The organism is Levilactobacillus zymae DSM 19395 (assembly GCF_001434115.1).
Taxonomy (GTDB): domain Bacteria; phylum Bacillota; class Bacilli; order Lactobacillales; family Lactobacillaceae; genus Levilactobacillus; species Levilactobacillus zymae.
In genome coordinates this window covers 48,702-72,019 of sequence record NZ_AZDW01000024.1, presented here as the reverse complement: position 1 = coordinate 72,019, position 23,318 = coordinate 48,702, and the positions used below count along the sequence as shown (strand labels likewise).

At 54.1% G+C, this 23,318-nt stretch carries 22 protein-coding genes; 10 read left to right on the top strand and 12 right to left on the bottom strand.

The window, feature by feature from the left end:
• Window positions 1–403: 403 nt before the first annotated feature.
• Entirely contained in the window at window positions 404–1,576 is a 1,173-nt protein-coding gene (locus FD38_RS05770; protein WP_057732201.1) for an MFS transporter, read from the bottom strand.
• Window positions 1,577–1,760: 184 nt separating this feature from the next.
• Here FD38_RS05770 and lysS point away from each other — a divergent pair, with 184 nt between their 5' ends.
• The 4 genes from lysS to FD38_RS05750 all read left to right on the top strand — a co-directional run bounded on the left by lysS (window position 1,761) and on the right by FD38_RS05750 (window position 7,283).
• On the top strand, window positions 1,761–3,272 hold the full coding sequence (gene lysS, locus FD38_RS05765) for a lysine--tRNA ligase (protein WP_057732198.1): 1,512 nt from the start codon (window positions 1,761–1,763) through the stop codon (window positions 3,270–3,272).
• A gap of 20 nt (window positions 3,273–3,292) precedes the next feature.
• Window positions 3,293–4,822, top strand: a complete 1,530-nt coding sequence (locus FD38_RS05760; RefSeq protein ID WP_057732196.1) for a UDP-N-acetylmuramoyl-L-alanyl-D-glutamate--2,6-diaminopimelate ligase — start codon at window positions 3,293–3,295, stop codon at window positions 4,820–4,822.
• Between the two features lie 275 nt (window positions 4,823–5,097).
• Entirely contained in the window at window positions 5,098–6,534 is a 1,437-nt protein-coding gene (locus FD38_RS05755) for an amino acid ABC transporter substrate-binding protein/permease (protein WP_057732194.1), read from the top strand.
• A 2-nt stretch (window positions 6,535–6,536) separates the two neighbouring features.
• Window positions 6,537–7,283 (top strand): amino acid ABC transporter ATP-binding protein, encoded by a 747-nt coding sequence (locus FD38_RS05750; RefSeq protein WP_057732192.1) that lies wholly within the window; start codon window positions 6,537–6,539, stop codon window positions 7,281–7,283.
• A gap of 339 nt (window positions 7,284–7,622) precedes the next feature.
• Here the strand turns inward: FD38_RS05750 and FD38_RS05745 are convergent, their stop codons facing one another.
• Both FD38_RS05745 and FD38_RS05740 read right to left on the bottom strand, forming a co-directional pair.
• Window positions 7,623–8,060: a hypothetical protein gene (locus FD38_RS05745; RefSeq protein WP_057732190.1), complete on the bottom strand. Its 438-nt coding sequence runs from the start codon at window positions 8,058–8,060 to the stop codon at window positions 7,623–7,625.
• Between the two features lie 95 nt (window positions 8,061–8,155).
• Window positions 8,156–9,121 carry a hypothetical protein gene (locus tag FD38_RS05740; protein WP_057732188.1) on the bottom strand — a complete coding sequence of 322 codons (966 nt, stop codon included), beginning with the start codon at window positions 9,119–9,121 and terminating at the stop codon, window positions 8,156–8,158.
• Between the two features lie 218 nt (window positions 9,122–9,339).
• Between FD38_RS05740 and FD38_RS05735 the strand changes: the two genes are divergently transcribed.
• On the top strand, window positions 9,340–10,509 hold the full coding sequence (locus FD38_RS05735) for a thiolase family protein (RefSeq protein ID WP_057732186.1): 1,170 nt from the start codon (window positions 9,340–9,342) through the stop codon (window positions 10,507–10,509).
• Between the two features lie 49 nt (window positions 10,510–10,558).
• Window positions 10,559–10,750, top strand: a complete 192-nt coding sequence (locus FD38_RS05730; RefSeq protein ID WP_057732184.1) for a hypothetical protein — start codon at window positions 10,559–10,561, stop codon at window positions 10,748–10,750.
• Window positions 10,751–10,802: 52 nt separating this feature from the next.
• Here the strand turns inward: FD38_RS05730 and FD38_RS05725 are convergent, their stop codons facing one another.
• Entirely contained in the window at window positions 10,803–11,390 is a 588-nt protein-coding gene (locus FD38_RS05725; RefSeq protein ID WP_057732182.1) for a DUF1097 domain-containing protein, read from the bottom strand.
• 835 nt (window positions 11,391–12,225) lie between these two features.
• Between FD38_RS05725 and FD38_RS05720 the strand changes: the two genes are divergently transcribed.
• Window positions 12,226–12,876, top strand: coding sequence for a LuxR C-terminal-related transcriptional regulator (locus tag FD38_RS05720; protein WP_057732205.1), 651 nt, complete (start codon window positions 12,226–12,228; stop codon window positions 12,874–12,876).
• Between the two features lie 406 nt (window positions 12,877–13,282).
• On the opposite strand, the gene FD38_RS05715 is transcribed toward FD38_RS05720, so the two are convergent.
• From FD38_RS05715 to sufC, 8 genes are all read right to left on the bottom strand, one after another.
• Window positions 13,283–13,477 (bottom strand): heavy-metal-associated domain-containing protein, encoded by a 195-nt coding sequence (locus FD38_RS05715; protein ID WP_057732180.1) that lies wholly within the window; start codon window positions 13,475–13,477, stop codon window positions 13,283–13,285.
• 18 nt (window positions 13,478–13,495) lie between these two features.
• Window positions 13,496–14,425, bottom strand: a complete 930-nt coding sequence (locus tag FD38_RS05710) for a helix-turn-helix domain-containing protein (RefSeq protein WP_057732178.1) — start codon at window positions 14,423–14,425, stop codon at window positions 13,496–13,498.
• A 12-nt stretch (window positions 14,426–14,437) separates the two neighbouring features.
• Window positions 14,438–14,770 (bottom strand): metal-sulfur cluster assembly factor, encoded by a 333-nt coding sequence (locus tag FD38_RS05705; RefSeq protein ID WP_057732176.1) that lies wholly within the window; start codon window positions 14,768–14,770, stop codon window positions 14,438–14,440.
• Between the two features lie 438 nt (window positions 14,771–15,208).
• Window positions 15,209–16,615: a Fe-S cluster assembly protein SufB gene (gene sufB, locus FD38_RS05700; RefSeq protein ID WP_057732175.1), complete on the bottom strand. Its 1,407-nt coding sequence runs from the start codon at window positions 16,613–16,615 to the stop codon at window positions 15,209–15,211.
• A 3-nt stretch (window positions 16,616–16,618) separates the two neighbouring features.
• Complete coding sequence (gene sufU, locus FD38_RS05695; protein ID WP_057732173.1) at window positions 16,619–17,083, bottom strand: Fe-S cluster assembly sulfur transfer protein SufU; 465 nt, start codon at window positions 17,081–17,083, stop codon at window positions 16,619–16,621.
• Window positions 17,061–18,308: an aminotransferase class V-fold PLP-dependent enzyme gene (locus FD38_RS05690; RefSeq protein WP_057732171.1), complete on the bottom strand. Its 1,248-nt coding sequence runs from the start codon at window positions 18,306–18,308 to the stop codon at window positions 17,061–17,063. The genes sufU and FD38_RS05690 overlap by 23 nt, the downstream gene beginning before the upstream one ends.
• Window positions 18,301–19,584, bottom strand: a complete 1,284-nt coding sequence (gene sufD / locus FD38_RS05685) for a Fe-S cluster assembly protein SufD (RefSeq protein WP_057732168.1) — start codon at window positions 19,582–19,584, stop codon at window positions 18,301–18,303. The genes FD38_RS05690 and sufD overlap by 8 nt, the downstream gene beginning before the upstream one ends.
• Window positions 19,585–19,595: 11 nt before the next feature.
• A complete protein-coding gene (sufC, locus tag FD38_RS05680; protein WP_057732166.1) occupies window positions 19,596–20,390 on the bottom strand; it encodes a Fe-S cluster assembly ATPase SufC in 795 nt (264 codons plus the stop codon).
• 296 nt (window positions 20,391–20,686) lie between these two features.
• Between sufC and FD38_RS05675 the strand changes: the two genes are divergently transcribed.
• The 3 genes from FD38_RS05675 to FD38_RS12575 are packed head-to-tail and all read left to right on the top strand — an operon-like array spanning window position 20,687 to window position 23,088.
• The gene (locus tag FD38_RS05675) at window positions 20,687–20,914 is read left to right on the top strand and encodes a FeoA family protein (RefSeq protein ID WP_057732164.1); all 228 of its coding nucleotides are present in this window, start codon (window positions 20,687–20,689) and stop codon (window positions 20,912–20,914) included.
• Between the two features lies 1 nt (window position 20,915).
• On the top strand, window positions 20,916–22,910 hold the full coding sequence (feoB, locus tag FD38_RS05670) for a ferrous iron transport protein B (RefSeq protein WP_057732162.1): 1,995 nt from the start codon (window positions 20,916–20,918) through the stop codon (window positions 22,908–22,910).
• 13 nt (window positions 22,911–22,923) lie between these two features.
• Window positions 22,924–23,088, top strand: coding sequence for a FeoB-associated Cys-rich membrane protein (locus tag FD38_RS12575; protein WP_083485287.1), 165 nt, complete (start codon window positions 22,924–22,926; stop codon window positions 23,086–23,088).
• Window positions 23,089–23,318: the final 230 nt, after the last annotated feature.

The window sequence follows — 23,318 nt, the reverse complement described above, 5'->3', positions numbered from 1 at the left end:
TACACATATTTGGTTTGTCGAAACAATGTTCAGTTTTCAAAGGTCTACCAAGCTGTTCGTCATCCGAACAGCTTAATCATCATAACATCTTGTTAAGATAATGTCAACTAGAAGTTTGATTTAACAACGTTTCCGGTTGATTTGTCATCGCCAAGCGACAACTTAATTAGAATAACATTTTGTTATCAGCTCGTCAACAACTAATTTCAATCTTTCAAATTGGTCTAGTTGGTAACTCGTTCGCGACAACGTATATAACTATACCAACCAGGCCCCCGACCGTCAACTAAAACTTGCAATAAATTGAAATTATTTTCAGAGTCGAACAGCAGACATGAAAACTTGTGACTACCGCCGTTTTACCCGGAGAATTAGGTGTACCTTCCCCCAATAAAGTTCGCCTTTATTTTTCGCGCCGGCGCTGAAACCACCAGTTACCGACCGCAACGGCCCCGACGACCAGCAAATTAATGCCCGCGCACCAGCGAAATAGTCCCAAATAACCGGTAGTTTGACCAATCACCCAGCCACCAGCGACCGGGCCCAGGGCCTTCCCCAAGGAAGAAATCGCGTTGACCAATCCCTGATAGCGTCCCTCGTGGCCGACCGTGTAGGTGTTGATCATTGCTGGGACCCCCGGGACGTAAACTGCCTCGCCAATCGTCAGTAACGTCATGGCCGCAAACAGGCCGCCCAAGTGTTGAACCGTACTTAATAGTAGAAACGACCCACTAATCGCTACCATTCCGGCCAAAATTTGCCAGGGCAGCCACCGTGTCCGGCTGTGGCGGGTCATCAGGCCCTGAACCACGATCAGCAAGATTCCGTTGTACACCCAGAGCTCGCTGTAGACCCGGACACTCATCCCCAGCTCTTGAATATACACGGACACGTTACTCATCCATTGGGCGTAGGTCCCCCACATCAGCCCTAGGCTTAGCAATAGAATCACTAACGTCACGCGGGGCAGCCGACGTTGTGGTCGTCCCGCCGCAGTCCGTACCGGTTGCCGGGTCGTGGTCGCCTTTTCCAGGACGCGGGCGTACCGGCCCCACAATCCGATTGCTAAACCGTAACAGAGCACTAATAAGGTAAAAATCGGTTGCAAATTGCCGTGGAAGAGTACCCCGATGCTGGCCGTCCCAACGACTAGGCCTAGGTTAATGAAGATATAGAGCAGATTAAATAACCGGCCACTCCCCTGACTGAGTTGCGCCGTCATCGTGGTGATTAGAGTCAGCATGCCCCCCGTCAACAAACCAAAGAGAACCAAGACCACCGGGTAGCCCCACAAGTCATGCCACCAGAAACCAACCAGGGCATCCCCCAAGAGGGCCACCAAAAGTCCCAATCCAATCCGGTTCACCGAATAGCGGTCGCCCAAAATTCCCCCGAGGTACCCACCCAGGACGTTGCTCCCCGAATAAACCGCCAAAATCCAACCACTGGTCACCAGTGAGAGGTGGAGGTCATTATGCAGATAGATCGTGGTCAGCGGCCACATCACACTATAAGCCGTATTGACCAGCAATCCTAGGACCAACAACGGCCACATACGTTGTACCAGTTTTATCATTAAACCCTTCCCCGCCTTTCATTACGCCCCAGCCTATCATACTTTCAATTGGTCTGTCGACCGGCCCAAGGGCCCTCCGCTAGGCGCTAGGGGTTGCTTATTCGGCAAAAATCGACTAAATTTAAGGGAGGTCTGGATTCAGTGTCTCAAGCATTGGATCATTACTTATATAGGAGGATACAAAATGGGTAACAACCAAAAGAAGAATTCCGCACAACCCGATTTGAACGATCAAATGCAGGTTCGTCGCGAAAAAATGGATCATCTTCGTGAGGAAGGCATCGCACCATTCGGTCACCGTTTCGACCGGAGCGACGATGCACAGTCCGTCAACGAAAAGTTCGACAAGTTCACCAAAGAAGAGTTAATGGAAGACAAGCACTACGTCACGTTAGCGGGTCGGTTGACCGGTAAGCGGGGCAGTGGGAAAGCTGGCTTCATCGACTTACTTGACCGGACGGGCGTTATCCAAGGTTACGCGCGCCAGGACGAATTAGGCGAAGACGCTTACGCCCTCTTTAAGTCACTCGACTTAGGGGACTTCATCGGCGTCAAAGCTTACGTGATCAAGACCAACACCGGCGCCTTAACGCTGCGGATCACGGAATTGACCTTCCTGTCCAAAGCTCTCCGGCCATTGCCCGACAAGTGGCATGGTTTGACCGATAAGGAAACCATCTACCGGAAGCGGTACTTAGACTTGATTTCCAACCGTGACAGCTTCAACCGGTTCATCAAGGTGGCTGCCGTGAAGAAGGCCATCCGGGAATACCTGGACAACCACGGCTACCTCGAAGTCGACACGCCGGTACTCCAAACGGCTGCCGGTGGGGCCGAAGCTCGCCCATTCATCACCAAGTCCAACGCCTTTGACATTCCGTTGTACCTGCGGATCGCCACGGAACTTTACCTCAAGCGGTTGATCGTTGGGGGTTACGAAAAGGTCTACGAACTGGGTAAGGACTTCCGAAACGAAGGAACCGACTTACAACACAACCCTGAATTTAACATGGTCGAAGTCTATACCGCCTACACCGACTACACTGACGTGATGAACTTGGTCGAAGAAATGATCCGGTTCACCGCTAACCAGGTCAACGGTACCGGGAAATTGACCTACAAGAAGCACGACTTAGACCTGGACCAACCCTTCAAGCGCCTGCACATGGTCGACGCCATCAAGGAATACACCGGCATCGACTTCTGGCAAGAGATGTCCGTTGAAGACGCCCGTAAGTTGGCCGACGACAACGGTATTCACTACGAAGACTACTGGAAGGTTGGCCACATCATCAACGCCTTCTTCGAAGAAAAGGTCCAGGGCCGCTTGGTTCAACCGACCTTCATCTACGGTCACCCGGTTGAAATCTCACCGTTGGCCAAGAAGAACGCTAAGGACCCTCGGTTTACCGACCGGTTCGAACTCTACATCGTGGGTAAGGAATACGGGAACGCCTTTACCGAATTAAACGACCCGATCGACCAACGGCAACGGTTCGAAGCGCAAGACGCCGAACGGAGTGCCGGAAACGAAGAAGCCCACGGAATCGACGAAGATTATCTGGAAGCCATGGAATACGGCATGCCGCCTACTGGTGGTTTGGGTATCGGGATCGACCGGTTGACCATGTTGTTGACCGACTCCGTTTCGATCCGTGACGTGATGCTCTTCCCAACCATGCGGCCACTCGACTAATCACGAAAAGGGGCAACGACATGAGAGCAAACCAACTAATTGCGTTATTACGGGAACACGATCTCTATCGTGGGACCACGTCGCCGTTAACCGCCGAGACCGAGTTTGCTACGCTAAGTTACGACTCCCGTCAGATGGGAGCCCACGGGTTGTTCGTCTGCAAGGGGCAGCACTTTGCGCCCAAGTACCTGCAGCAGGCCGTCTCCCAGGGGGCTAGCGCCTACCTGGCCGAACAGGATTACAGTGACACGGTGGCCGTCCCGGGCATTCTGGTCAGTGACGTCCGCAAAGCGCTATCGTTAGCCGCCCAGTTGTACTTCAATTTTCCCCAAAATGACTTGTTCGTGATCGGTTACACCGGCACCAAGGGTAAAACCACGTCGACGTATCTGACCCACAACATCTTGAGTCAAACCTTCCCTGGTCACGCCGCTATGTTCTCGACGATCAACCACATCATCGGTAACCGGCCGCAAGACCAGTTCAAGGCCCACCTGACCACCGCGGAATCGTTCGACATCTTTCACGAAATGCGACAGGCTGTCGATAACGGTCAAACCGTGCTGGTCATGGAAGTGGCCTCTCAGGCGTACCTGTTGCACCGCGTCTACGGGTTGAAATTCGACGTGGGGATTTTTCTCAACATCTCCCCCGACCACATCGGTGTCAACGAGCACCCGACCTTCGCCAACTACCTGTTGTGCAAGCAGCAGCTGTTGTTGAATTCACGGAACTGCATCATTAACGCCGACATGGACCACTTTGACGAGGTCTACGCCGCCGCTAAGGTATCGACCGACCCCGACCGAATCTGGACCTACGGCGTCAACAACGCCCAGGCTACGGTCACCATCCACCCGAAGCAAAACACCCTGACGGCTAGCGAATTCACCCTGACCGTCAACGGCGACGCGCCTCGGTTGGCCCCCGTCGCCACCGATTACCACGTGTCGATGCCCGGTGACTTTAACCAGGGCAACGCCACGGCGGCCATCTTGGCGAGTCTGTTGGCTGGGGCTACGACCCCCGCCATGCAGGCGGGCCTGGCGCACACCCGGGTGCCCGGTCGGATGGAATCCATCTCGACGCAGCACCACGGGACAATCTATATCGACTACGCCCACGATTGGGGCAGTATGAACGCCCTGCTGCACTTCTTACACACCCAGTTCCCCGACCACAAGTTGATTGCGGTGCTGGGAAGTACCGGGGATAAGGGTGAGGACCGGCGGCAAGGGTTCGCCAAGGCGTTGAACGATTACGCCAACGCCGCGGTCCTGACCACCGACGATCCGGGCCACGAAGACCCGCAAGCCATCGCCCACGAGATCGACCAACGCATCGACCACACCAAGGTCGCGACCACCTACATTGCCAAACGGGAAGACGCCATTAAACACGCCATTACCCAGGCAACCAACGATGATCTGGTCATCTTGGCGGGCAAGGGTCAGGATGCGTACCAGAAGATCAACGGGGTCGATACCCCTTACGCATCCGATCCCGTCGTCGCGAAACGGGTCATCGCCGATCTCGCCGACGAGGCTTAACACTTTAATCTGTCTTTTCCAAACGCTCAGGCCCTGGCCTGGGCGTTTTTTTCGTGGTCGTTTAGCTTTTATGTCAGAAATGGTCTCATCAGTTTTTACACTTTACGGGGTTAATTACCATTAAGATTAGCTTTTTAGTATCCAAGTCACTCTAAAAATGGCAGAATAGCCGCGAAAGTTCAGGTAAATGAGAAATCCATGATAAATTGGGTTGCGGTTCATCTGAATTGATGTTATATTTTATGACATTAGATGCTAAGTAGGAGGTTATCACCATGAAGAAATGGCAAGTTGCCGTTGTCTTGTGCCTCGCTGCCATTGGGAGTTGGTTCGGTTTGACCGCTCACGCCCAAGCCGCGGAGTACACCATTGCAACGGATACCACGTTTGCCCCGTTTGAGTTTCAGGTCAAGGGTGGTCAGTACAAAGGAATTGATATCGACCTCTTGAAGGCCATCGCCAAGAAGGAACACTTTACATATCAGCTTAAGGCCCTGAGCTTTAACGCCGCCGTCCAACAACTGAGTGCAAACCAGGTTGATGGCGTCATCGCCGGGATGAACATTACCCCGGCCCGAGAAGTCACCTTCGATTTCTCCAAACCCTACTACACGTCCGGTGTGGTCATGGCGGTCGCCAAGGACAGCACCGTGAAGAACTTTAACGATTTGAAGGGGAAGACCGTGGCCCTGAAGACCGGGACGGCCGGTGCCGCCTACGGGAAGTCAATTCAAAACAAGTACGGTTTCAAGATCAAATACTTCAACGATTCCAACACCATGTATAACGACGTTAAGGTCGGCAACTCGTCGGCCTGCTTCGAAGATTATCCGGTCATGTCATACGGCATCAAGAACGGGATTCCGTTGAAGATCATCTCCAAGCAACACAACGCTGGGGATTACGGCTTTGCCGTGAAGAAGGGTAAGAACGCCGCGTTACTGAAGAAGTTCAACGCTGGGCTCGCCGCCATCAAGGCCGACGGGACTTACCAGAAGATCATCAACAAGTACCTCCATTCCAAGGAATCCAAGATTACCGGTGAAACGGCCAGCAGCCGGACCTTCTTCGGCCTGTTCAGTCAAAACCTGGGCACCCTGGGCAAAGGGCTGTGGATGACCATCGAGTTGACCGTGATCTCGATCATCTTGGCCACCCTGTTAGGCCTGTTGTTAGGGGTCTTGGGCGTGATGCCCGGGAAGATCGGTCCCGCCATTTCCAGCACGATCATTTACATCTTCCGGGGGATGCCCCTCATGGTGTTAGCCTTCTTCATCTACATCGGGATTCCCGACCTAATTGGTCACGGCTTCAAGATCCCCGCGTTTATCGCCGGGATGATTACCCTGATGCTCAACGAAGGGGCCTACACCGGGGCGTTCGTCAAAGGTGGGTTCCAAGCCGTCGACGCGGGGCAAATGGAAGCGGCCCGTTCACTGGGGCTCCCCTACTGGAAAGCGATGCGCAAGGTCGTCATGCCCCAAGGAATTCGGATTATGATTCCGTCCTTCATTAATCAGTTCATCATCACCCTGAAGGACACCTCGATCCTATCCGTTATCGGCATCGTCGAACTGACACAAACCGGGACGTTGATCATCGCCCGGAACTTCGAAGGGTTCAAGATCTGGTTAATGATTGCCATCATCTACCTGATCATCATTACCTTGTTGACCTGGTTATCGAATTGGGTTCAAAGGAGGATTAACTAGTCATGGCTGATACAGCGATTAAAGTTCACGTCCAAGATCTCCACAAGAGTTACGGCAACACCGAGGTTTTAAAGGGTCTCAACCTGGACGTTAAAAATAACGAAGTGGTTTGCATGATTGGGCCGTCCGGGTCCGGGAAGAGTACCTTTCTGCGGTGCTTGACCGATCTGGAAGTCCCTTCGAAGGGGCAAATCGTGATCAACGGTTACGACCTCTCCGACGCCAAGACCAACATCGACCTGGTCCGCGAAAACATCGGGATGGTCTTTCAACACTTCAACCTGTTTCCTAACATGAACGTTTTACAAAACATCACCCTGGCGCCCATCCAACTTAAGAAGATGACGCCGGCCAAGGCGGAAAAGACCGCCCGCGACCTGCTGGACCAAGTCGGGTTAGCCGATAAGGCCACGGCCCTACCGACCGCCCTTTCCGGGGGGCAACAGCAACGGGTCGCCATCGCCCGAGCCTTAGCGATGCACCCCAAGATCATGCTCTTCGACGAACCCACGTCCGCCCTGGACCCCGAAATGGTTGGTGACGTCCTAGACGTGATGAAGCAACTGGCCCGCGACGGCATGACCATGATCGTGGTCACCCACGAAATGGGGTTTGCCAAGGAAGTGGCCGACCGGGTCGTCTTCATGGCTGACGGGCTGATCCGTGAGAGTGGCGCGCCCAAGGACATCTTCGAGCACCCGCAAAATCCCCGGTTACAAGACTTCTTAAATAAAGTGATCAACGTTTAAGGACTATACCCATGCGCTTCCGGGCCAGTTAGAAATGGGCTGGAACGGGGTGGGCACGGCTTCAAGCCCGTAACCCAGGTCTTGAAGACCGACCTTTGTCTAGGCCGGTAAAGAACACCGGTCAACACAAATTTCACCCCTGAGCCCATTTCTAACTGACCCTCCAGCTCATACTAGTCATAATGGCAACTTTACTGGATTCTTTTAGAAACCATCAACGAACGAATGATTGCAACGCCGTCGTGACAGAATTTCAAAATATATTCTACGTCTAATTAGCACAAAAAGACGGGTCAGAATCCCCGCGAAGATTCTGACCCGTCTTTTGTATTCAAATTTTTAAACGTTAAACTGCAAAATTTCCTTGGACCGGCCCAACCCGGGATCGACCTTGACGTCCCCTAACTTGAGCTCGAAGACCACCAGCGTGGACCCAATCGCGTCCCAGACCTGTTGGTAGTGTGGCACAGTCTTGAGGTACAGCGGTAACAGGTCGTCCATGGTGCGGGTGGACCGCGTCAATTTCACGTGCCGCGCCCGTAAGAAGGGGTTCCCCGGTGTGCCATCGTTGGGGATGGTGATCAACGCCACGTCCGGTCGTTGGTCGTAGCTGGCAATGGCCTCGCTGGTCTTTACGGACGAGAAGAACAGCGTATCGGGTTGCTGTTCATCCCACACGAAGTTCACGATCTTCACGTCGGCCTGATTGTCCAGGGCCGTACTGAGAGCGATCTTGTTGGTGGTGGCCTTTACTTCTTTAAATAACGTCAAATCCATATTGGGGAACTCCTTTTGCAATTAGATTAGTAGCTTAAGTATACGCTAGTTCACCGTAAAATAGGGAACATAAGTTTGCAAATTTACTCCCGAAGTTACCGGCGCCGACGATGTTTGCGGCTAAAGGCCGGCCGGTGGCTATGACGCTTGACCGCCTTTAATTGCTGGTCGGTCGCAAAGAGTTCGCGGCCCAGTGCTGGATTGGCCCGCAGGTAGTCCTGCGTGAAGCGGTCCACGGCCGCCTTATCCTGGGTGTCGATGCCCTGCTTCTGCATGGCTGCCGTGATTTGGTCAAAGAAGGCCTCCATCTTCGGATCGTACATGGTGACCAGCGCCGTGTGGTGTTCGCGCACCCAGTCCTGTAAGGCTTTAGCGTGCGGCAGCCCCTCTTCGGTCGCCGCCAGGTAATCAAACAATTGGGTCAACGCAAACGGAATCAGGTGGTAGAGTTCGGCGACCCGTTGCCCCTCGTCCAGTAAATGGGTGAAGGGGCCAAACATCACGGCCGCTAAGTTTTCAGGCTGCCAGTCCACCGGTTGGCGGTGTTTTCCCGTCACCAGTAGTTCGGTGACCACGTGGACGATGTCGCCAAAATACCGCTGGTCGGTCGCCGACAGGTTGGTGACCTGGGGCGTCCGGCGCATATCCTGCACCCAACCTTCTACTTCGGCCACCACGTTTTCGTAGTCGTGCTGTTCCTGGTTGACCTGCGTCGCGGTGTGTTTTTCGACCAACTGGGGCCGCGCGGCTTTTAAGACTTGGTCGAAGGCCGGCCAGTCCTTACCGGTAGCGGCCTTGAAAAATGCGCTCAGGACCGGGACCACCGCCACAAAGTAGTTGTGCGGTTGGTCGACGGTCAGTGGTAGTGCGGTCAACGCCGCCGTGACTCCCGTGGGCGTCCAGGCTTGGCGCGTGCCCGTTACCTGCTGGTACACGTTAGCAAAGTCCGTTAGAATCTGGGCCGCATGGGCCTGCTGGTTTGTCGACAACCGCGCTAACCGTTCCGGCGTTAAGAAGTTGGCCGGGGTCAAGGGTGTCGTTGTTGAATCAAGTTCTGTCATGACGTCAATTCCCCTTATTTCATCTAAAATAGTCCTTATCCCGCCAGTCATCAGCAACCAGTGACCGACGGGTTCCACCTATTATTATACGCGACCCGTAAAATTTTCCCAATTTCGCCGTCTTTTTCTGGTCACTGGCCTCCCCAAACAAGACAAAACCGCCAAAGTCGGTTATATTAGAGTTTCGGAGATTTATCGGAAAGGAAGACCAATGAATAATGGCAGATGACGTTGTAATTATGAGTGCCGTGCGCACCCCTATCGGAAAATTTGGTCGGAACTTCAAGACCGTTTCCGCCGTTCAACTCGGTACGATCGCTGCGCGCGCCGCGATTCTCCGCAGCGGGGTGGACCCCACGGACATCCAGCAGGCAATTTTCGGGACGGTCCTCCAGGCCGGCCTGGGGCAAAATCTCGCCCGCCAGGTCAGCCTAAACGCCGGTCTCGACGTCCGGAGCACCGCCATGACCGTTAACCAGGTCTGCGGCTCCAGCTTAAAGGCCATCCGGCTGGGCCAGGCCGCCATCCTGATGGGCGACGCAGACGTCGTCTTAGTTGGCGGCGCCGAAAACATGAGCCAGGCGCCCTACCTCGACCGCGAGACCCGGTGGGGCCACAAAATGGGCGACTACGAAATGACCGACAGCTTACTTTCGGACGGGCTGATGGACGCCTTTAACCAGGTCCCCATGGGCATCACCGCCGAAAACGTGGCGACCGAATTTCAGGTCAGTCGCGCCGAACAAGACGCCTTAGCCCTGCGTTCTCAGGAAAACGCCGTTCGCGCCCAAGCAGAACACCGGTTTGACGCCGAAATCGTGCCGGTCACCGTGGGCGATCACGTGGTCGCCGTCGACGAGGCCGTTCGCACGGATACCTCGCTAGCTAAGTTGGCCGCGTTGAAGCCAGCTTTCAAGGCCGACGGGACCGTGACCGCGGGGAACGCCGCCGGGCTAAACGATGGCGCCGCCGCCATGGTCCTGATGCGCAAGTCTGCCGCCGAAGCCGCCGGGTTACCCTATTTAGCGGTCATCAAGAACTACCAGGAAAGCGGCATCGATCCCGCCCTGATGGGGTACGCCCCGACCATGGCGATCCGGCGGGTCCTCGACCGGCAACACTGGACGGTGGCCGACCTCGACCGCATCGAACTCAACGAGGCCTTCGCCGCCCAATCCGTGGCGGTCTCCCGCGACCTGCAGCTACCGGTTGATAAGCTCAACGTTAACGGGGGCAGCATCGCCTTAGGGCACCCCCTGGGCGCTTCGGGAACCCGCATCGTGGTCACCCTGCTACACGAATTGATTCGGACCGACGGGCACCGGGGATTGGCTTCGATGTGTATCGGTGGCGGGATGGGGATGGCCCTTCTGATTGAACGCCCCTAGCCATCTGGTATAATGGGGCCAAAGTCGTCTCGAGAAAGGAAGCGCGACCATGCTGACAGCGGATTTCGACGTTAAAATCAAACTCATCATTCTGGTCAGCATCGCCCTCGTGGTGTTGCTGATCGTCGGGGGCACTTTGTGGGTTCGGTCTAAACACTTCTCCCGTTACTTAGTCGGGGTGGCGGCCGTCATGGTCGTTTTGGTGTTTATCCTGAGCTCGCTATTGACCATCCATCAATAAGTTCTACGCAAAAAAGACGTTAGCGGCTAACCGTTAACGTCTTTTTGAATGCTTATTGGTCCGTCCGGGGCGTCACGTCGTCATCCGGCGTGGTGGATCTGGTGGTTCTGGTCACCTCCGACTTAGCCGTTTTTTTCGGGAACAGCCATTTGTCGACGACCTTGCTGAAAATGTTGGACCCGTAAGCGATGAAGAAGATCCCCATCAACATGGAAATAAACAGTTCAATCACGAACAGGCTCCAATTGGTGATGGCCACGTTCGACACAATCACCATCGAGGTCCCCCAGGCAATCAGCCAGGCGGGCACCAGGGTAAACGTCATGACCGTTCCCTGCAAGAAAATCGCCAGGAACGTCATGAACCCAAACATAATCGCGGACGGCCAAAGCTGCGCAATCGTCGGGTTTTGCAAGAGCGTGAACGAAATCAACGCCCAGATGATGCCCATGACAAAACTTCCCACGATATTCCAGACCTTGTCATCCGGACAACCGACACCGAAGAAATACGAAGCAGTGATAAATGCGGCTGCGCCCATCCACAAGTGGAAGGACGTCATAATTAAACTGTAGAACAGGGTGAACAGCCCCACCCCAATTGAAGAGTACCACAGTTCCTTGGTTAAACGATGCTTCATGAGAGCTCACTCCTTTGATCAGATCATGAAGCCAACCGCGCCTAACTTAACATGAACAAACTTATACCCTTATTCTAACCGATAATGAAACCGTTTTCCATGGTTAACCGAGATTCCCTCCAGATTGGCGGTTTCCGGTCATCACGGACGGTCATTGATCTGGCGTTACGGGTTAATTAGTCAAAAATAAGCCGTGGTTCCGGGAACCGTTCCCGGTGCGGGCGACTTCGTATAAAGAATTTTATCAACCTCGGTCTCGGAACTCAACCTTTTTTCTACGATTGGTCACGCGCCACCAGTAAGCCCAACAACCTAACTAACCCACTTATTCATTTTCCCACCAATTGAACTGCGCTGGATCTCCCTTTTCGCCACAATCCAGACGACTTTAGATTGGAAATTAAGACGTCCCATTCCGTGGCCTACCGCGGCATTTCCCCGCGATGGGAGCTGGTAATCACTCGATATGTGAATATTATCACTAAAATATTCGTTCACTGTATAATTTCCAAGTTCTCCTAAATTCGTTATGCACGATACTATATATCTATGATATACTTAACTCGCATTCCTCTAGTCTTTCAGTTCACCACGGAACGTTGGATTTTCAACCAACTCCCCCGGCGGGCGCAAGGCTAGTCGTTAGTCAGTCGGTTAAATGAAAACGGTTACTACTAGTTGTTTGCCGCTCCTTTGTGCACTAGTGAGTTTTCAGACTTCCTAACGATTTACGCTCAGATGGTTGACGCGTGGAGGCGCAGGGCGAAGAAACCTTCACCGTTGCCACCCCAATCTCAGCGGTCGATCCGCTGCATAAAAGGAAGTTGTGATGATGATGCATAGAATACTCGTTGCTGATAGTCTCGAAATTGTTTGTACTGGCTTAACCTACTTAGTTGATCAACAGCCCCAGTTCCAGGTCGTGGCGCAAACCCATAATGGGACCGATACCTTTATGCGCGTGGAACAGGGCGACGTGGACGTGGTTATCATGGGCCTCAATATGCCCGGTGAAAATGCCCTGCTCACCATCCAGCGACTGCACGAACTCGCGCCGCAAGTCGCCATCTTGATTCTCACGGTTCACGAAGAACAGGACTGTATCGTGCGTTGCCTGCAAAGCGGCGCTGGCGCTTACGTCCTGAAACGCTCTCCGAATTACCAAATCGTCAAGGCCTTAAAGGCCCTCACCCGTCACGAAAAGTACATTGATCCGAATATCATGTTACAACCGCAAAGCATCGCGCGTCTGAACCATCAAGACTTTCAGGCGCAGGTGACGGGGTACGACACGTTATCCAAACGGGAACGCGAAATCTTCCCGTTGATCACGTTAGGCTACGGCAACAAAGAAATTGCCCAACGCCTGTGCATCTCGACTAAGACCGTCGAGGCTCACAAGGCCAATATCATGCGCAAATTAGCGCTCGACTGTCACGTGGACCTCGTGCATTACGCCGTCCACCACCACCTGGTCAATCTTTAACGGGGACCAGGCCCTGAAGCGGGACACGCTAGCCGTGCCCCGCTTTTGTGTAGGCTGATTCAGTGCTTCCAGGCCAGTCAGAAATGGGCGGAAACGGGTTTTGGGTGGGCACGGCTTCAAGCCCACAGAGCAGGTCTTGAAGACCGACCTTTGTCTAACCCGACAAAAAAACGTCGGCTAAGACAAACTTCACTCCTGAGCCCATTTCTGACTGGCCTTCCAGCTTACTCTGGTATGACGATTACTTAGGTGCCCTCCACTCGCCGACATGGGGTCATAATTTCTCACCAACCCACTGCGTTTTAATATAATGAATGAGCTAATATCATCTCAATAGCTAAAGGGGCTTCGCCAACAAATTGCGAAGCCCCTTTAGTCGTCATATAACAAATTTTAGCGTCCGGTCCTACAGGAAGGTCACCGCGTGGTAGCGGGTGCCCGCTAACGTGGCGTTTAAGTCGGCCAACGTAGCGTCCCCATCAAAGGTCGCCGTGGCGTGGCGTAAATCCACCTTCACGTTGGTCACCTTTTGACCCAAGCGGTCCTGAACATGTTCGGCACAGTGCACGCACTTCATGCCTTCAACTAAAACGGTTTTCATTAGTGTGTCTACTCTTTTCTATTGCGGATTGCGGGCCACGTCTGCGGCAGACTGCGGCGTCGGTGTAGCTTGCGCCTGCTGACATTGCTTCCGCAAAGCGGCCACTTTGACTTCTACCACTTCGTTTTGATTGATTCGCGCAAAGGCCAAGGCCTCATCCATCAACCGCGAGATCAGCGTCTGGGGCCGGTGTTCCGCGATGGCGTTTTGCGCCGCCAAAAACTTCAACCGGGGCAGATAATAGGTCACGTGGTGCTCCGAGCAGAGCTTCAGCCCCAGATTGATCAACTGGTTACTGAGCTTGTAGTCGGCATCCCCCGCGTAGAACTCCGCCGTGAAGTAAATCAAGGTCAATACGCGCAGGTGATAATTATTTTCCCGTTCCGCCGCCTCGTTGGCGTCGATGGCGCGAATGTAGTGCAGTACCTTCTCGAAATAGAAGACGGCCTGGTCGTGTTCCTGCCGCCGGGCGTACAGAATCCCCGAGCCCAGAAAGGCCAGTTGCGTCAGAATCGTCTGGTGGCGTTCGTCTAAGTCGTTGAGAATCCGGGAAAAATCAAATAGAATCTTATCGGGCTGCCGGTTGACCAACGTGTTGACAATTCCGCGCAGGTAATAAAACTGCATCTTTAACGGAATCGCGTCAATCTGATCGACGTGAATCTTCGCCAGGCCACTCAGCACGCGCCGGTAATCTTCCGTCATCAGTTGCCCCTCGACCTTGTCTAGGTCCTGGGCAATCCGTGAGGCCGTTTCTTCTTGGTCCTGGTACAGTTCGTCCACGGTCAAGCCTAACCGCGCGCACAGCCGACTCAGAATCGCCAGTGACGGAATCCGGTTGTTATTTTCAAATTTACTCAAGGTCGCCTGCGTACAAATCCCCTCACAGAGTTTCACCTGTGACAGTTTGAGTGCTTTTCGGCGATCGATAAACACGTCGATGTCCACGTTCTCACCCCATTATTCGTGTAGCCCTAACGCAACCTTTGCGTAACGACTCATGTGGTTAATGTCCCAAGCGGGTTCCCACACCAGATCGATTTCGCAGGTGTGGACCGCTTCTAATTTGGTCACGGCTTGGCGAATGCTGTCGGCCAACAGGTTTCCAATCGGACAGCCCATGGTGGTCAGCGTCATGGTCAAAATGCAGTTGCCGTCATCGCTGACGTCCACCCCATAAATCAGCCCCAGGTTGACGATGTCGACGCCTAGTTCGGGGTCGATCACGGTTTCAAGCTGCTTTAACACGGCGTCTTCCACCGGTGTCTTGGTCTTTACAACTGGCTGTGCCATAGTCGGTTCCTCCTTTTTGATATATTTTGTTTTGTGCTAAGGCCCGTCTCGTTCTTGTATCAGCGCTTCCGGACCAGTCAGCAACGGGCTGGAACGGGGTGGGCACGGCTTCAAGCCCATAGCCCAGGTCTTGAAGACCGACCTTTGTCTAGGCCGGCAAAGAACACCGGCCAACACAAATTTCACCCCTGAGCCCATTTCTGACTGGCCCTCCAGCTTATACTGTTCAGAGTGGCAACTCGAACAGGTACTTTCCGGTTACATAGCGGCAGACCTAATCTCTAATTAATTCAATTTCAACATCAGCCTACTTGATTGCAATGTTGATTAGCACAAAACGTGATAATAACTTACCAAGCCGATTACTGTAATCGGTTTCATTATACGCATATTCAGACCGGGAAACCATTCCCAATCTGAATAATCTGTTTGGCCTGTTTAGCCGATCGACCCTTCCATTTCAAAACTGATCAACCGGTTCAATTCCACCGCGTATTCCATCGGCAGTTGTTTAGTAAACGGTTCGACGAAGCCCATGATGATCATTTCGGTGGCCTTGGCTTCCGAAATTCCCCGGCTCATCAGGTAATAGAGCTGCTCTTCGGAAATCTTCGAGACCTTGGCTTCGTGTTCCATCGAGACGTTCGAGTTATAAATTTCATTATACGGAATCGTATCCGACGAGGACTGGTCGTCCATGATGATGGTGTCACATTCCACGTGGGCCTTGGAGCCGTCGGAATGTTCGCCAAACCGGACGGTCCCCCGGTAATCGGTCGAGCCCCCGGTCTTAGAAATCGACTTGGACACGATGGAACTCGAGGTGTTCTTGGCGTTGTGAATCATCCGCGCCCCGGAATCCTGGTGAATCCCGTTGCTGGCCACGGCGATGGACAACATGGTCCCCCGCGCACCCTCACCGTTCAGATAAACGCTGGGGTACTTCATGGTGACCTTGGAGCCTAAGTTTCCGTCGACCCATTCCATGGTGGCGTTTTGACCGGCGGCAGCCCGCTTGGTTTCCAGACTGTAGACGTTGTCCGACCAGTTCTGGATGGTGGTGTAGCGGCAGTACGCATCCTTTTGGACGTTGACCTCGACCACCGCGGCGTGCAGGCTATCGGACGAGTAGTTCGGGGCGGTACACCCTTCGACGTAGTCCACCCGCGCACCCTCGTCGACGATGATCAGCGTCCGTTCGAACTGCCCGGAGTTTTCGGAGTTCAACCGGAAGTACGACTGGATCGGCGTCTTGGTTTGAACGCCCTTCGGCACGTAGATAAATGAGCCCCCGGACCACACGGCCGCGTTTAACGCCGCAAACTTGTTATCCGTGGGTTGGACCAGCTTGCCGAACCACTTCTTGAACAGTTCCGGGTATTCGCGCAACGCGGTATCGGTATCGGTAAAGATGATGCCCAACTTGGCGAAGTCGTCACGCATGTTGTGGTAGACCACTTCGGATTCGTACTGCGCCGAGGATCCAGCCAGATACTTCCGTTCGGCTTCGGGAACCCCTAACCGATCGAAGGTCTTCTTCAGGTCTTCCGGCACATCTTGCCAGTCCCGGTACTTCTTATCGGTCATCTTCTGGTAGTACAACATGTCCTTTAAGTCCAGCTTCGATAAATCTGGGCCGTACTTAGGCATCGGTAATTTCTTATAAATTTCGTAGGCGTGGAGCCGGTAGTCCAGCATCCACTGCGGTTCGTGCTTGGCGGTGGAAATCTGCCGGACCGTTTCTTCGGTCAGGCCCCGGCCCGTGGAATAAGCCGGTGTCACGTCGTCGTGGAACCCGTATTCGTAATCTTGATCGTTTTTGACCACATCAGGTACTTCTGGCATGGCTTAATCCTCCTTCGTTGCTTGATCTTCTTCGCGCATCAACGCCCGCTGTAGGGCCCACCATGAGAGGGTCGCACACTTGATACGGGCCGGGAACTGCATGATGCTCGACAGGATCGCGGCGTCTTGCAGTTGGTCCAAATCAGCCTGTGGGTGTTCCTTGCCCATGACCATGTCGGAGAAGGTCTTGGCCATGTGGAGCGCCTCTTCCTTACTCTTGCCCATGACAGCATCGGTCATCATGCTGGCCGACGACTGACTGATGGTGCAGCCATCCCCGGTAAAGCCGATGTCTTCAATGTGGTCGGTGGCGTCCAGCTTGACGTCCAAGTTGATGACATCCCCACAGGTTGGGTTCTTCAGCGTGATGGTGCTGGTCGAATCCGCTAAGGCGTGCTTGTGGTGCGGATGGTCCGAATGATCCAAAATAACTTCGCGATACAAACTATTTAGCTTCGACAGACCCATGACTAAAGAACTCCTTTGCTTCTTGAATAGCGTTAAGTAACCGGTCGGCATCGGCTTGGGTGTTGTACAGGTAGAAACTAGCCCGCGCCGTGGCGACCTGGTGTAATTTCTTCATTAACGGTTGAGCACAGTGGTGACCGGCCCGAACGGCGACCCCGTCCATGTCCAGGGCGGTAGCGACGTCGTGGGGGTGGATGCCCTTGATGTTAAAGGCGATCACGCCGGTGTGCTTGGCCGGATTGTGGGGACCGTAAACTTCTAGGTAATCCAGGTCCAGCATCTTCGGTAAGAGGTAGTCGACCAAGTGTTGTTCGTGGGCGGCCACCTGGTCCATCCCGATGGCTTCCAGGTAATCGACGGCGGCGCCTAACCCGATTGCTCCGGCGATGTTTTGGGTGCCGGCCTCAAACTTCCACGGCAATTCCGTCCAGGTACTGTCGTAGAGGTTCACGAAGTCGATCATTTCCCCACCGTACTGGTACGGGTCGGTCGCGTCGAGTAAGGCCCGTTTGCCGTACAGGGCCCCGATCCCGGTCGGCCCCATCATCTTGTGCCCGGAGAAGGCGTAGAAGTCGACGTCCAAATCCTGCACGTCGACCTTGACGTGGGGCGCGGCCTGGGCGCCATCCCCCACGATCACAGCTCCGTGTTGGTGCGCCAACTTGGCCACTTGTTTGAGCGGCGTGATGGTCCCCAAAACGTTACTGGCATGCGTCAAGGCCACGATTTTGGTCTTATCGGTGATTTTTTGCGCGGCATCGGCTAAGTCGAGTTCCCCATCGGCGGTCAAGCCGATGTACTTCAGCGTGGCGTGCTTCTTTAAGGCCAGTTGTTGCCAGGGAATCAGGTTACTGTGGTGCTCCATGATGGAGATCACGATTTCGTCACCGGCCTGGACGTGAGCTTCCCCGTAGGTGCCGGCGACCAGGTTCAAGCCGTCCGTGGCGCCCTTGGTAAAGATCACTTCGGCGGGTTCGGCGGCGTTGATGAAGTGCTGGACCTTGGCCCGCGCGGCTTCGTACTGTTCCGTGGCCCGTTCAGCCAAGGTGTGGACGCCCCGGTGCACGTTAGCGTTGTCGTGTTGGTAGAAATGGGTTAATGCGTCGATCACCTGTTGGGGCTTTTGCGCCGTGGCCGCGTTATCCAGATAAGTTAACGGTTCGTCGTTGACGCGTTGGTTCAAAATTGCGAAATCTTGGGTAAAGTCAGTCACATTGCTAGCCATTCTGCAGGTTCCTTTCAATCGTTTTGATTAATTGTTGTTGCACGTTCTTCGAAGGAATCGCACTCAACACGGCACTCAAGAAGCCCCGAATGACCAGGCGTTCCGCCGTCTTGCGGTCGATTCCTCGACTCATCAGGTAATAGAGTTGTTGCTGGTCGACTTGGCCCACACTGGCCGCGTGACCGGCGATGACGTCGTTTTCGTCGATCAGGAGGATGGGATTAGCATCCCCGTGGGTGCCGGGCGTCATCATCAAGAGCCGGTTTTCCTGTTCGGCGTTGGCGCCGGCAGCGCCATGGATGATGTCCCCGATGCCGTTAAAGACCAATTCGGAGGTCCCCAGCAATACCCCGCGTTGCAGGATGTTCCCCACGGTGTGCTTACCGCGGTTGGTGATACGGGTGTTGATGCCTTCCCGTTGGGCCTGGCTGGTAATCGCCACGACCTTGGTATCGGTTTGGGCGCCTTCGCCCACCAAGTCGGTATCGAACTGGCCCAGGGTGTCGCCGAGGTTCATCAGACCGACCGCCCAATCGACTTCGGCGTTGTGTTTGACCAGCGCCCGCCGGTTAAAGTAGGTCAGGGTATCGCGGCCGAGTTCGTCAACGGAGGCAAACTTGATGCGACTATTGTCGTTCGCCACGATTTCCACCACGTTGTTGGCCAGGTTGGCCCGGGTCCCCTGCGTGGTGAGATGTTGGGTAAAGGCGAACTGACTGCCCCGGTCCGCCACAATCAGTACGTGGGAGACCTGCGGACCGTCCTGGGTGCTGTCCTGGACGATGTGGGCTTCGATGGGTTGATCGATCACCACGTTTTGCGGTACGTAGAGGAAGATTCCACTGTTCAGGTACGCCACATGATAAGCCGCTAGCTTATCTTCGGTGGCGGGGATGATTTGGTTTAAGTAGGGTTTAGTCAGCTCCGGGTACTGGGTCAGTGCCGTAAACAGGTCGGTCAGAATGACCCCTTGGGCTTGTAAGGCCTGGGGCAAATTCACGGCGACCGTGGTTTGCCCTACCTGGATGAGCTGCCCGTGGTCGGTAGCTTGGGCGATATCGGCGGCTAAGGCCGGATCGGATGCCTGCCAGAGCAGCCGGTGATCCAATAAGTTCCAATCCCGGTAAATAAAGCGGTGAAATTTTGGGACCCGCAATTGGTCGATTTGGGCCAGGGCCGCCGTCCGTTGGGCCACCAACCAATCGGGATCGCGATGTTCTGTCGCGCCAGCCACTAGGGCGGCGTTTAACGTTTCGGTACTTTCAACGGCGTTCATCTGCGTCCCTCCTAATCTTCGTCCACTAAGGCCACGTCAATGCCCAGGTCGTCACGCAACCCGGCGTAGCCTTCCTTTTCCAACGTCTTGGCGAGGTCGGCATCGCCGGTCTTGACGATTTTGCCGCCCATCATCACGTGGACCACGTCCGGCACGATGTAGTTCAATAGCCGTTGGTAGTGGGTGATGATCAACGACCCAAAGTTGTCGCCGCGCATGGAGTTGACCCCTTTAGAGACCACCTTCAAGGCATCGATATCCAGCCCGGAGTCGATTTCGTCCAGTAAGGCGAACTTCGGCTTGATCATCAATAACTGGAGGATTTCGTTGCGTTTCTTTTCCCCACCGGAGAACCCTTCGTTCAGGTACCGTTCCGTCATGGATTCGTTCATATCGAGTAAGGCCAGGTTCTTGTCGAGTTCCTTTAAGAACGCCATGACCGAGATCTGGTCGTCATCCGCACGCCGGGCATTGATGGCCGCCCGCAAGAATTCGGCGTTGGTGACCCCTTGAATTTCGGCGGGGTACTGCATGGCGAGGAATAACCCGCGCCGCGCCCGTTCATCGACCGGCATGTCTAAAATGCTTTCGCCATCTAACAGGATGTCGCCCTGCGTCACGTGGTACGCCGGTTGGCCCATGATGGTCTGCGACAACGTCGACTTCCCCGTTCCGTTGGGGCCCATGATGGCGTGGATCTCACCGGTCGACATGGTTAAATTGACGCCCTTTAAAATCTCTTTGGTCTTTTGACTTTCCTCATCTGAAACCTCAACGTGTAGATCCTTAATCTCAAGTGTTGACATGGCATTAACCTCCAGTAGAATATGCGGCATTTTATTATATAGAATCGGATTAGCTGGCGGGATTATTTCTCCGGACAAGTTAGATTTTGTGGTCGTTTGAACAATAAATCGCAAGTCCTGAATCCCCACGGCAGCTGTGTCATCCGCCTAGTCTTAATCCTATATTTATTGTAATCCAGAATATTACTCCAAGAATATTAGGCATTCCCCTAATATTTATAAATCCGCTTTCATGTTACGCTATTAACATAAACTAAAGGCGGGAATATCCGCTAACTGGAAAGGTCCTGATTAGAATGCAACTGCTCTCCGATAACGCTTATCGTTCCCAGTTTACGGTGCGGACCATGGACCAGATCGATGAGTTAACCACTCGTCAATTACATAATTTAGGAATTCAAACGGGAAGTCTGATCAACGTGGTGCGGTTTTACCCGTTCCACGGTCCCGTGGTCATTCAAGTTGACCAACAACGTTTGGCTCTGCGCTACCGTATTTATCGCCAACTGGTAGGGGGGCACTAAGATGGCCACCGTCGCACTTTTGGGAAATCCCAACACGGGGAAAACCACCCTATTTAATGAATTAACCGATAAATACGCCTACGTGGGGAACTGGACCGGCGTCACGGTGGACAAAAAGATGGGCACCCTGCGGCACACCAAGATTGCGGTGGTCGATCTGCCGGGAGTCTATTCCCTAAACCCCATCACCAAAGACGAATCGGTCGCCATCGAGTACCTGTTACACGGCGACCCCGACCTCATCTTGAACGTTACCAACGCCAGTCAGCTGAAACGTAACCTGTTGTTGACCATCGAATTACTCGAGTTCGGCACGCCCGTCATCATCGCGTTAAACATGATCGACGACTTGAACCGCACCAACGTGACCTACGATTTACCCACGTTGGCTCAACGGCTGCACTGCCAACTCAAGGCCACCAACGCCCGCAACAAAAAGGGGGTCGCGCAGTTAAGAGACGACTTAGTGGCGTCACTGACCGAGTTACCGCCCGCCGCGGCGTTGCATATCACCTACCCCACGCTGGTGGAGCAGGGCATCACGCAAGCCGCCAAAAAGTTAGCCGCCGAACACGGGATGACCCCCGACTTTGCCCGCTGGCTGACGATTCAATTCATGAATCAGAACCAGACCATCCGGGCCTACGCGCAGGCGCACGACCTTAAACCGCTCCTCCAAAGCGCACCGTTCTACGACGCCCAAAACTTTGAAAACCAAATCTTTACCACCCGCCTGACCTTCATCGAAGACACGTTGGCCGCGGCTCGGCGGCAGAACACGCCGACCAGTCAAAGCGAACTGACCAACCAGATTGACCGCTGGGTCACCCATCCGCTCTTGGGCCTGCCCATCTTCGTGGTGATCTTCTACTTGATGTTTAAGCTGTCCTTCGATTGGATCGGTACCCCGCTTTCCGACGGGCTCAACGCGTTGGTCAGCGGCCCCATCTCGCACGGTGCCAATAGCCTGTTGACCAGTCTGGGCGCCTTGCCGTTCCTCAAGTCATTGATTGTGGACGGGGTCATCGCCGGGGTCGGCGGGGTGTTGACCTTCATGCCGCAGATTTTCGTGCTGTTCGCCTGTATCTCGATTCTGGAAGATTCCGGCTACATGGCCCGCGCGGCGCTGGTCACCGACCGGCTGATGCAGATGATTGGCCTCAACGGAAAGTCGTTTATTCCACTGATTATCGGTTTCGGCTGTAACGTCACGGGCATCATGGCCACCCGAACCATCGAACAACCCAAGGAACGTCTGATCACCACGTTGATTTCGCCGTTCATGAGTTGTTCGGCGCGGCTGCCCATCTACAGTCTCTTCGTGGCCGCCTTCTTCGCCCGCAACCAAGCGTTGGTGGTCCTCTCGATTTACTTCCTGGGGATTGCCGTGGCCTTGATTATGGCGAAGGTTTACCAGCTCGTCTTCAAGGTCAAGGGGAACTCCAACTTCATGATCGAACTGCCCCAATACCACCTGCCCCGCCCGGACATCATCCTTCAGGGCACCTGGGACAAGGGGAAGGGGTTCGTCAAAAAGGCCGGCACCATCATCTTTGCCGGTACCGTGCTGATTTGGTTACTGTCCAACCTGAGTTTCCACGGACCGGTCACCGACATCGACCAGAGTTTCGCCGCCGACTTAGGCCGTTGGCTGCTTCCGGTCTTCGCCCCTCTCGGCGTCGGCTCCTGGGAAATCGTCAGTGCGTTGTTGACCGGGATCATGGCGAAGGAAGTCATCAGTTCCAGCATGATCATCTTGTTCCACTTCACCGGCCGGACAGCCCTGGTGGCGACGTTCGCCAACCTGTTCACGCCGCTGTCGGCTTACGCTTTACTGGTCTTCATTCTGCTCTACATTCCGTGTTTCTCAACGCTGGCCACCATCAAGGCCGAAACCGGGTCGACCAAGTGGACCATCTACTCCGCCGTCTCCAGCTTCATCATCGCTTACGGTCTGGCCTTTTTAATCTACCAGATTGGGTCACTCTTCATCTAAGGAGGTCTTCACCGTGTCATTACTCATCAATCTCGTGATTGCCGCAGCCATCGTTGGCTTTGCCGGCTACGAAATCTATAAGTCCGTTAAACGGTCCAAGGGCGGCGGCTGCAACGCCTGCGACTACCAATGCGACACCAAGGAAATGTTGAAACAACATTCGTCAAAATTAAATTAATCGTGAAACCGTCGCTGCTGAAGCGGCGGTTTTTGGATTAGCCATTAAAATGTGAGCTACCGTTTAGATTTGAGTGCCAAATTCCATAATGAATTCTAAATTAAAACTGACGAAATTGACCGACCAACGTACAGCCTGTAGGCGCTCAGGGGCTCAGCCAGCGAGATTATCCTTAGTCGACGTTTCTTGTCGGCTTAGGATAAGGCCGAGTTTGAAGACCCGCGGTTTTA

Coding starts and splice junctions, on each gene's coding strand:
- FD38_RS05770 (WP_057732201.1), bottom strand. CDS start 1,576: ATGATAAAACTGGTACAACGTATGTGGCCGTTGTTGGTCCTAGGATTG.
- lysS (WP_057732198.1), top strand. CDS start 1,761: ATGGGTAACAACCAAAAGAAGAATTCCGCACAACCCGATTTGAACGAT.
- FD38_RS05760 (WP_057732196.1), top strand. CDS start 3,293: ATGAGAGCAAACCAACTAATTGCGTTATTACGGGAACACGATCTCTAT.
- FD38_RS05755 (WP_057732194.1), top strand. CDS start 5,098: ATGAAGAAATGGCAAGTTGCCGTTGTCTTGTGCCTCGCTGCCATTGGG.
- FD38_RS05750 (WP_057732192.1), top strand. CDS start 6,537: ATGGCTGATACAGCGATTAAAGTTCACGTCCAAGATCTCCACAAGAGT.
- FD38_RS05745 (WP_057732190.1), bottom strand. CDS start 8,060: ATGGATTTGACGTTATTTAAAGAAGTAAAGGCCACCACCAACAAGATC.
- FD38_RS05740 (WP_057732188.1), bottom strand. CDS start 9,121: ATGACAGAACTTGATTCAACAACGACACCCTTGACCCCGGCCAACTTC.
- FD38_RS05735 (WP_057732186.1), top strand. CDS start 9,340: ATGGCAGATGACGTTGTAATTATGAGTGCCGTGCGCACCCCTATCGGA.
- FD38_RS05730 (WP_057732184.1), top strand. CDS start 10,559: ATGCTGACAGCGGATTTCGACGTTAAAATCAAACTCATCATTCTGGTC.
- FD38_RS05725 (WP_057732182.1), bottom strand. CDS start 11,390: ATGAAGCATCGTTTAACCAAGGAACTGTGGTACTCTTCAATTGGGGTG.
- FD38_RS05720 (WP_057732205.1), top strand. CDS start 12,226: ATGCATAGAATACTCGTTGCTGATAGTCTCGAAATTGTTTGTACTGGC.
- FD38_RS05715 (WP_057732180.1), bottom strand. CDS start 13,477: ATGAAAACCGTTTTAGTTGAAGGCATGAAGTGCGTGCACTGTGCCGAA.
- FD38_RS05705 (WP_057732176.1), bottom strand. CDS start 14,770: ATGGCACAGCCAGTTGTAAAGACCAAGACACCGGTGGAAGACGCCGTG.
- sufB (WP_057732175.1), bottom strand. CDS start 16,615: ATGCCAGAAGTACCTGATGTGGTCAAAAACGATCAAGATTACGAATAC.
- sufU (WP_057732173.1), bottom strand. CDS start 17,083: ATGGGTCTGTCGAAGCTAAATAGTTTGTATCGCGAAGTTATTTTGGAT.
- FD38_RS05690 (WP_057732171.1), bottom strand. CDS start 18,308: ATGGCTAGCAATGTGACTGACTTTACCCAAGATTTCGCAATTTTGAAC.
- sufD (WP_057732168.1), bottom strand. CDS start 19,584: ATGAACGCCGTTGAAAGTACCGAAACGTTAAACGCCGCCCTAGTGGCT.
- sufC (WP_057732166.1), bottom strand. CDS start 20,390: ATGTCAACACTTGAGATTAAGGATCTACACGTTGAGGTTTCAGATGAG.
- FD38_RS05675 (WP_057732164.1), top strand. CDS start 20,687: ATGCAACTGCTCTCCGATAACGCTTATCGTTCCCAGTTTACGGTGCGG.
- feoB (WP_057732162.1), top strand. CDS start 20,916: ATGGCCACCGTCGCACTTTTGGGAAATCCCAACACGGGGAAAACCACC.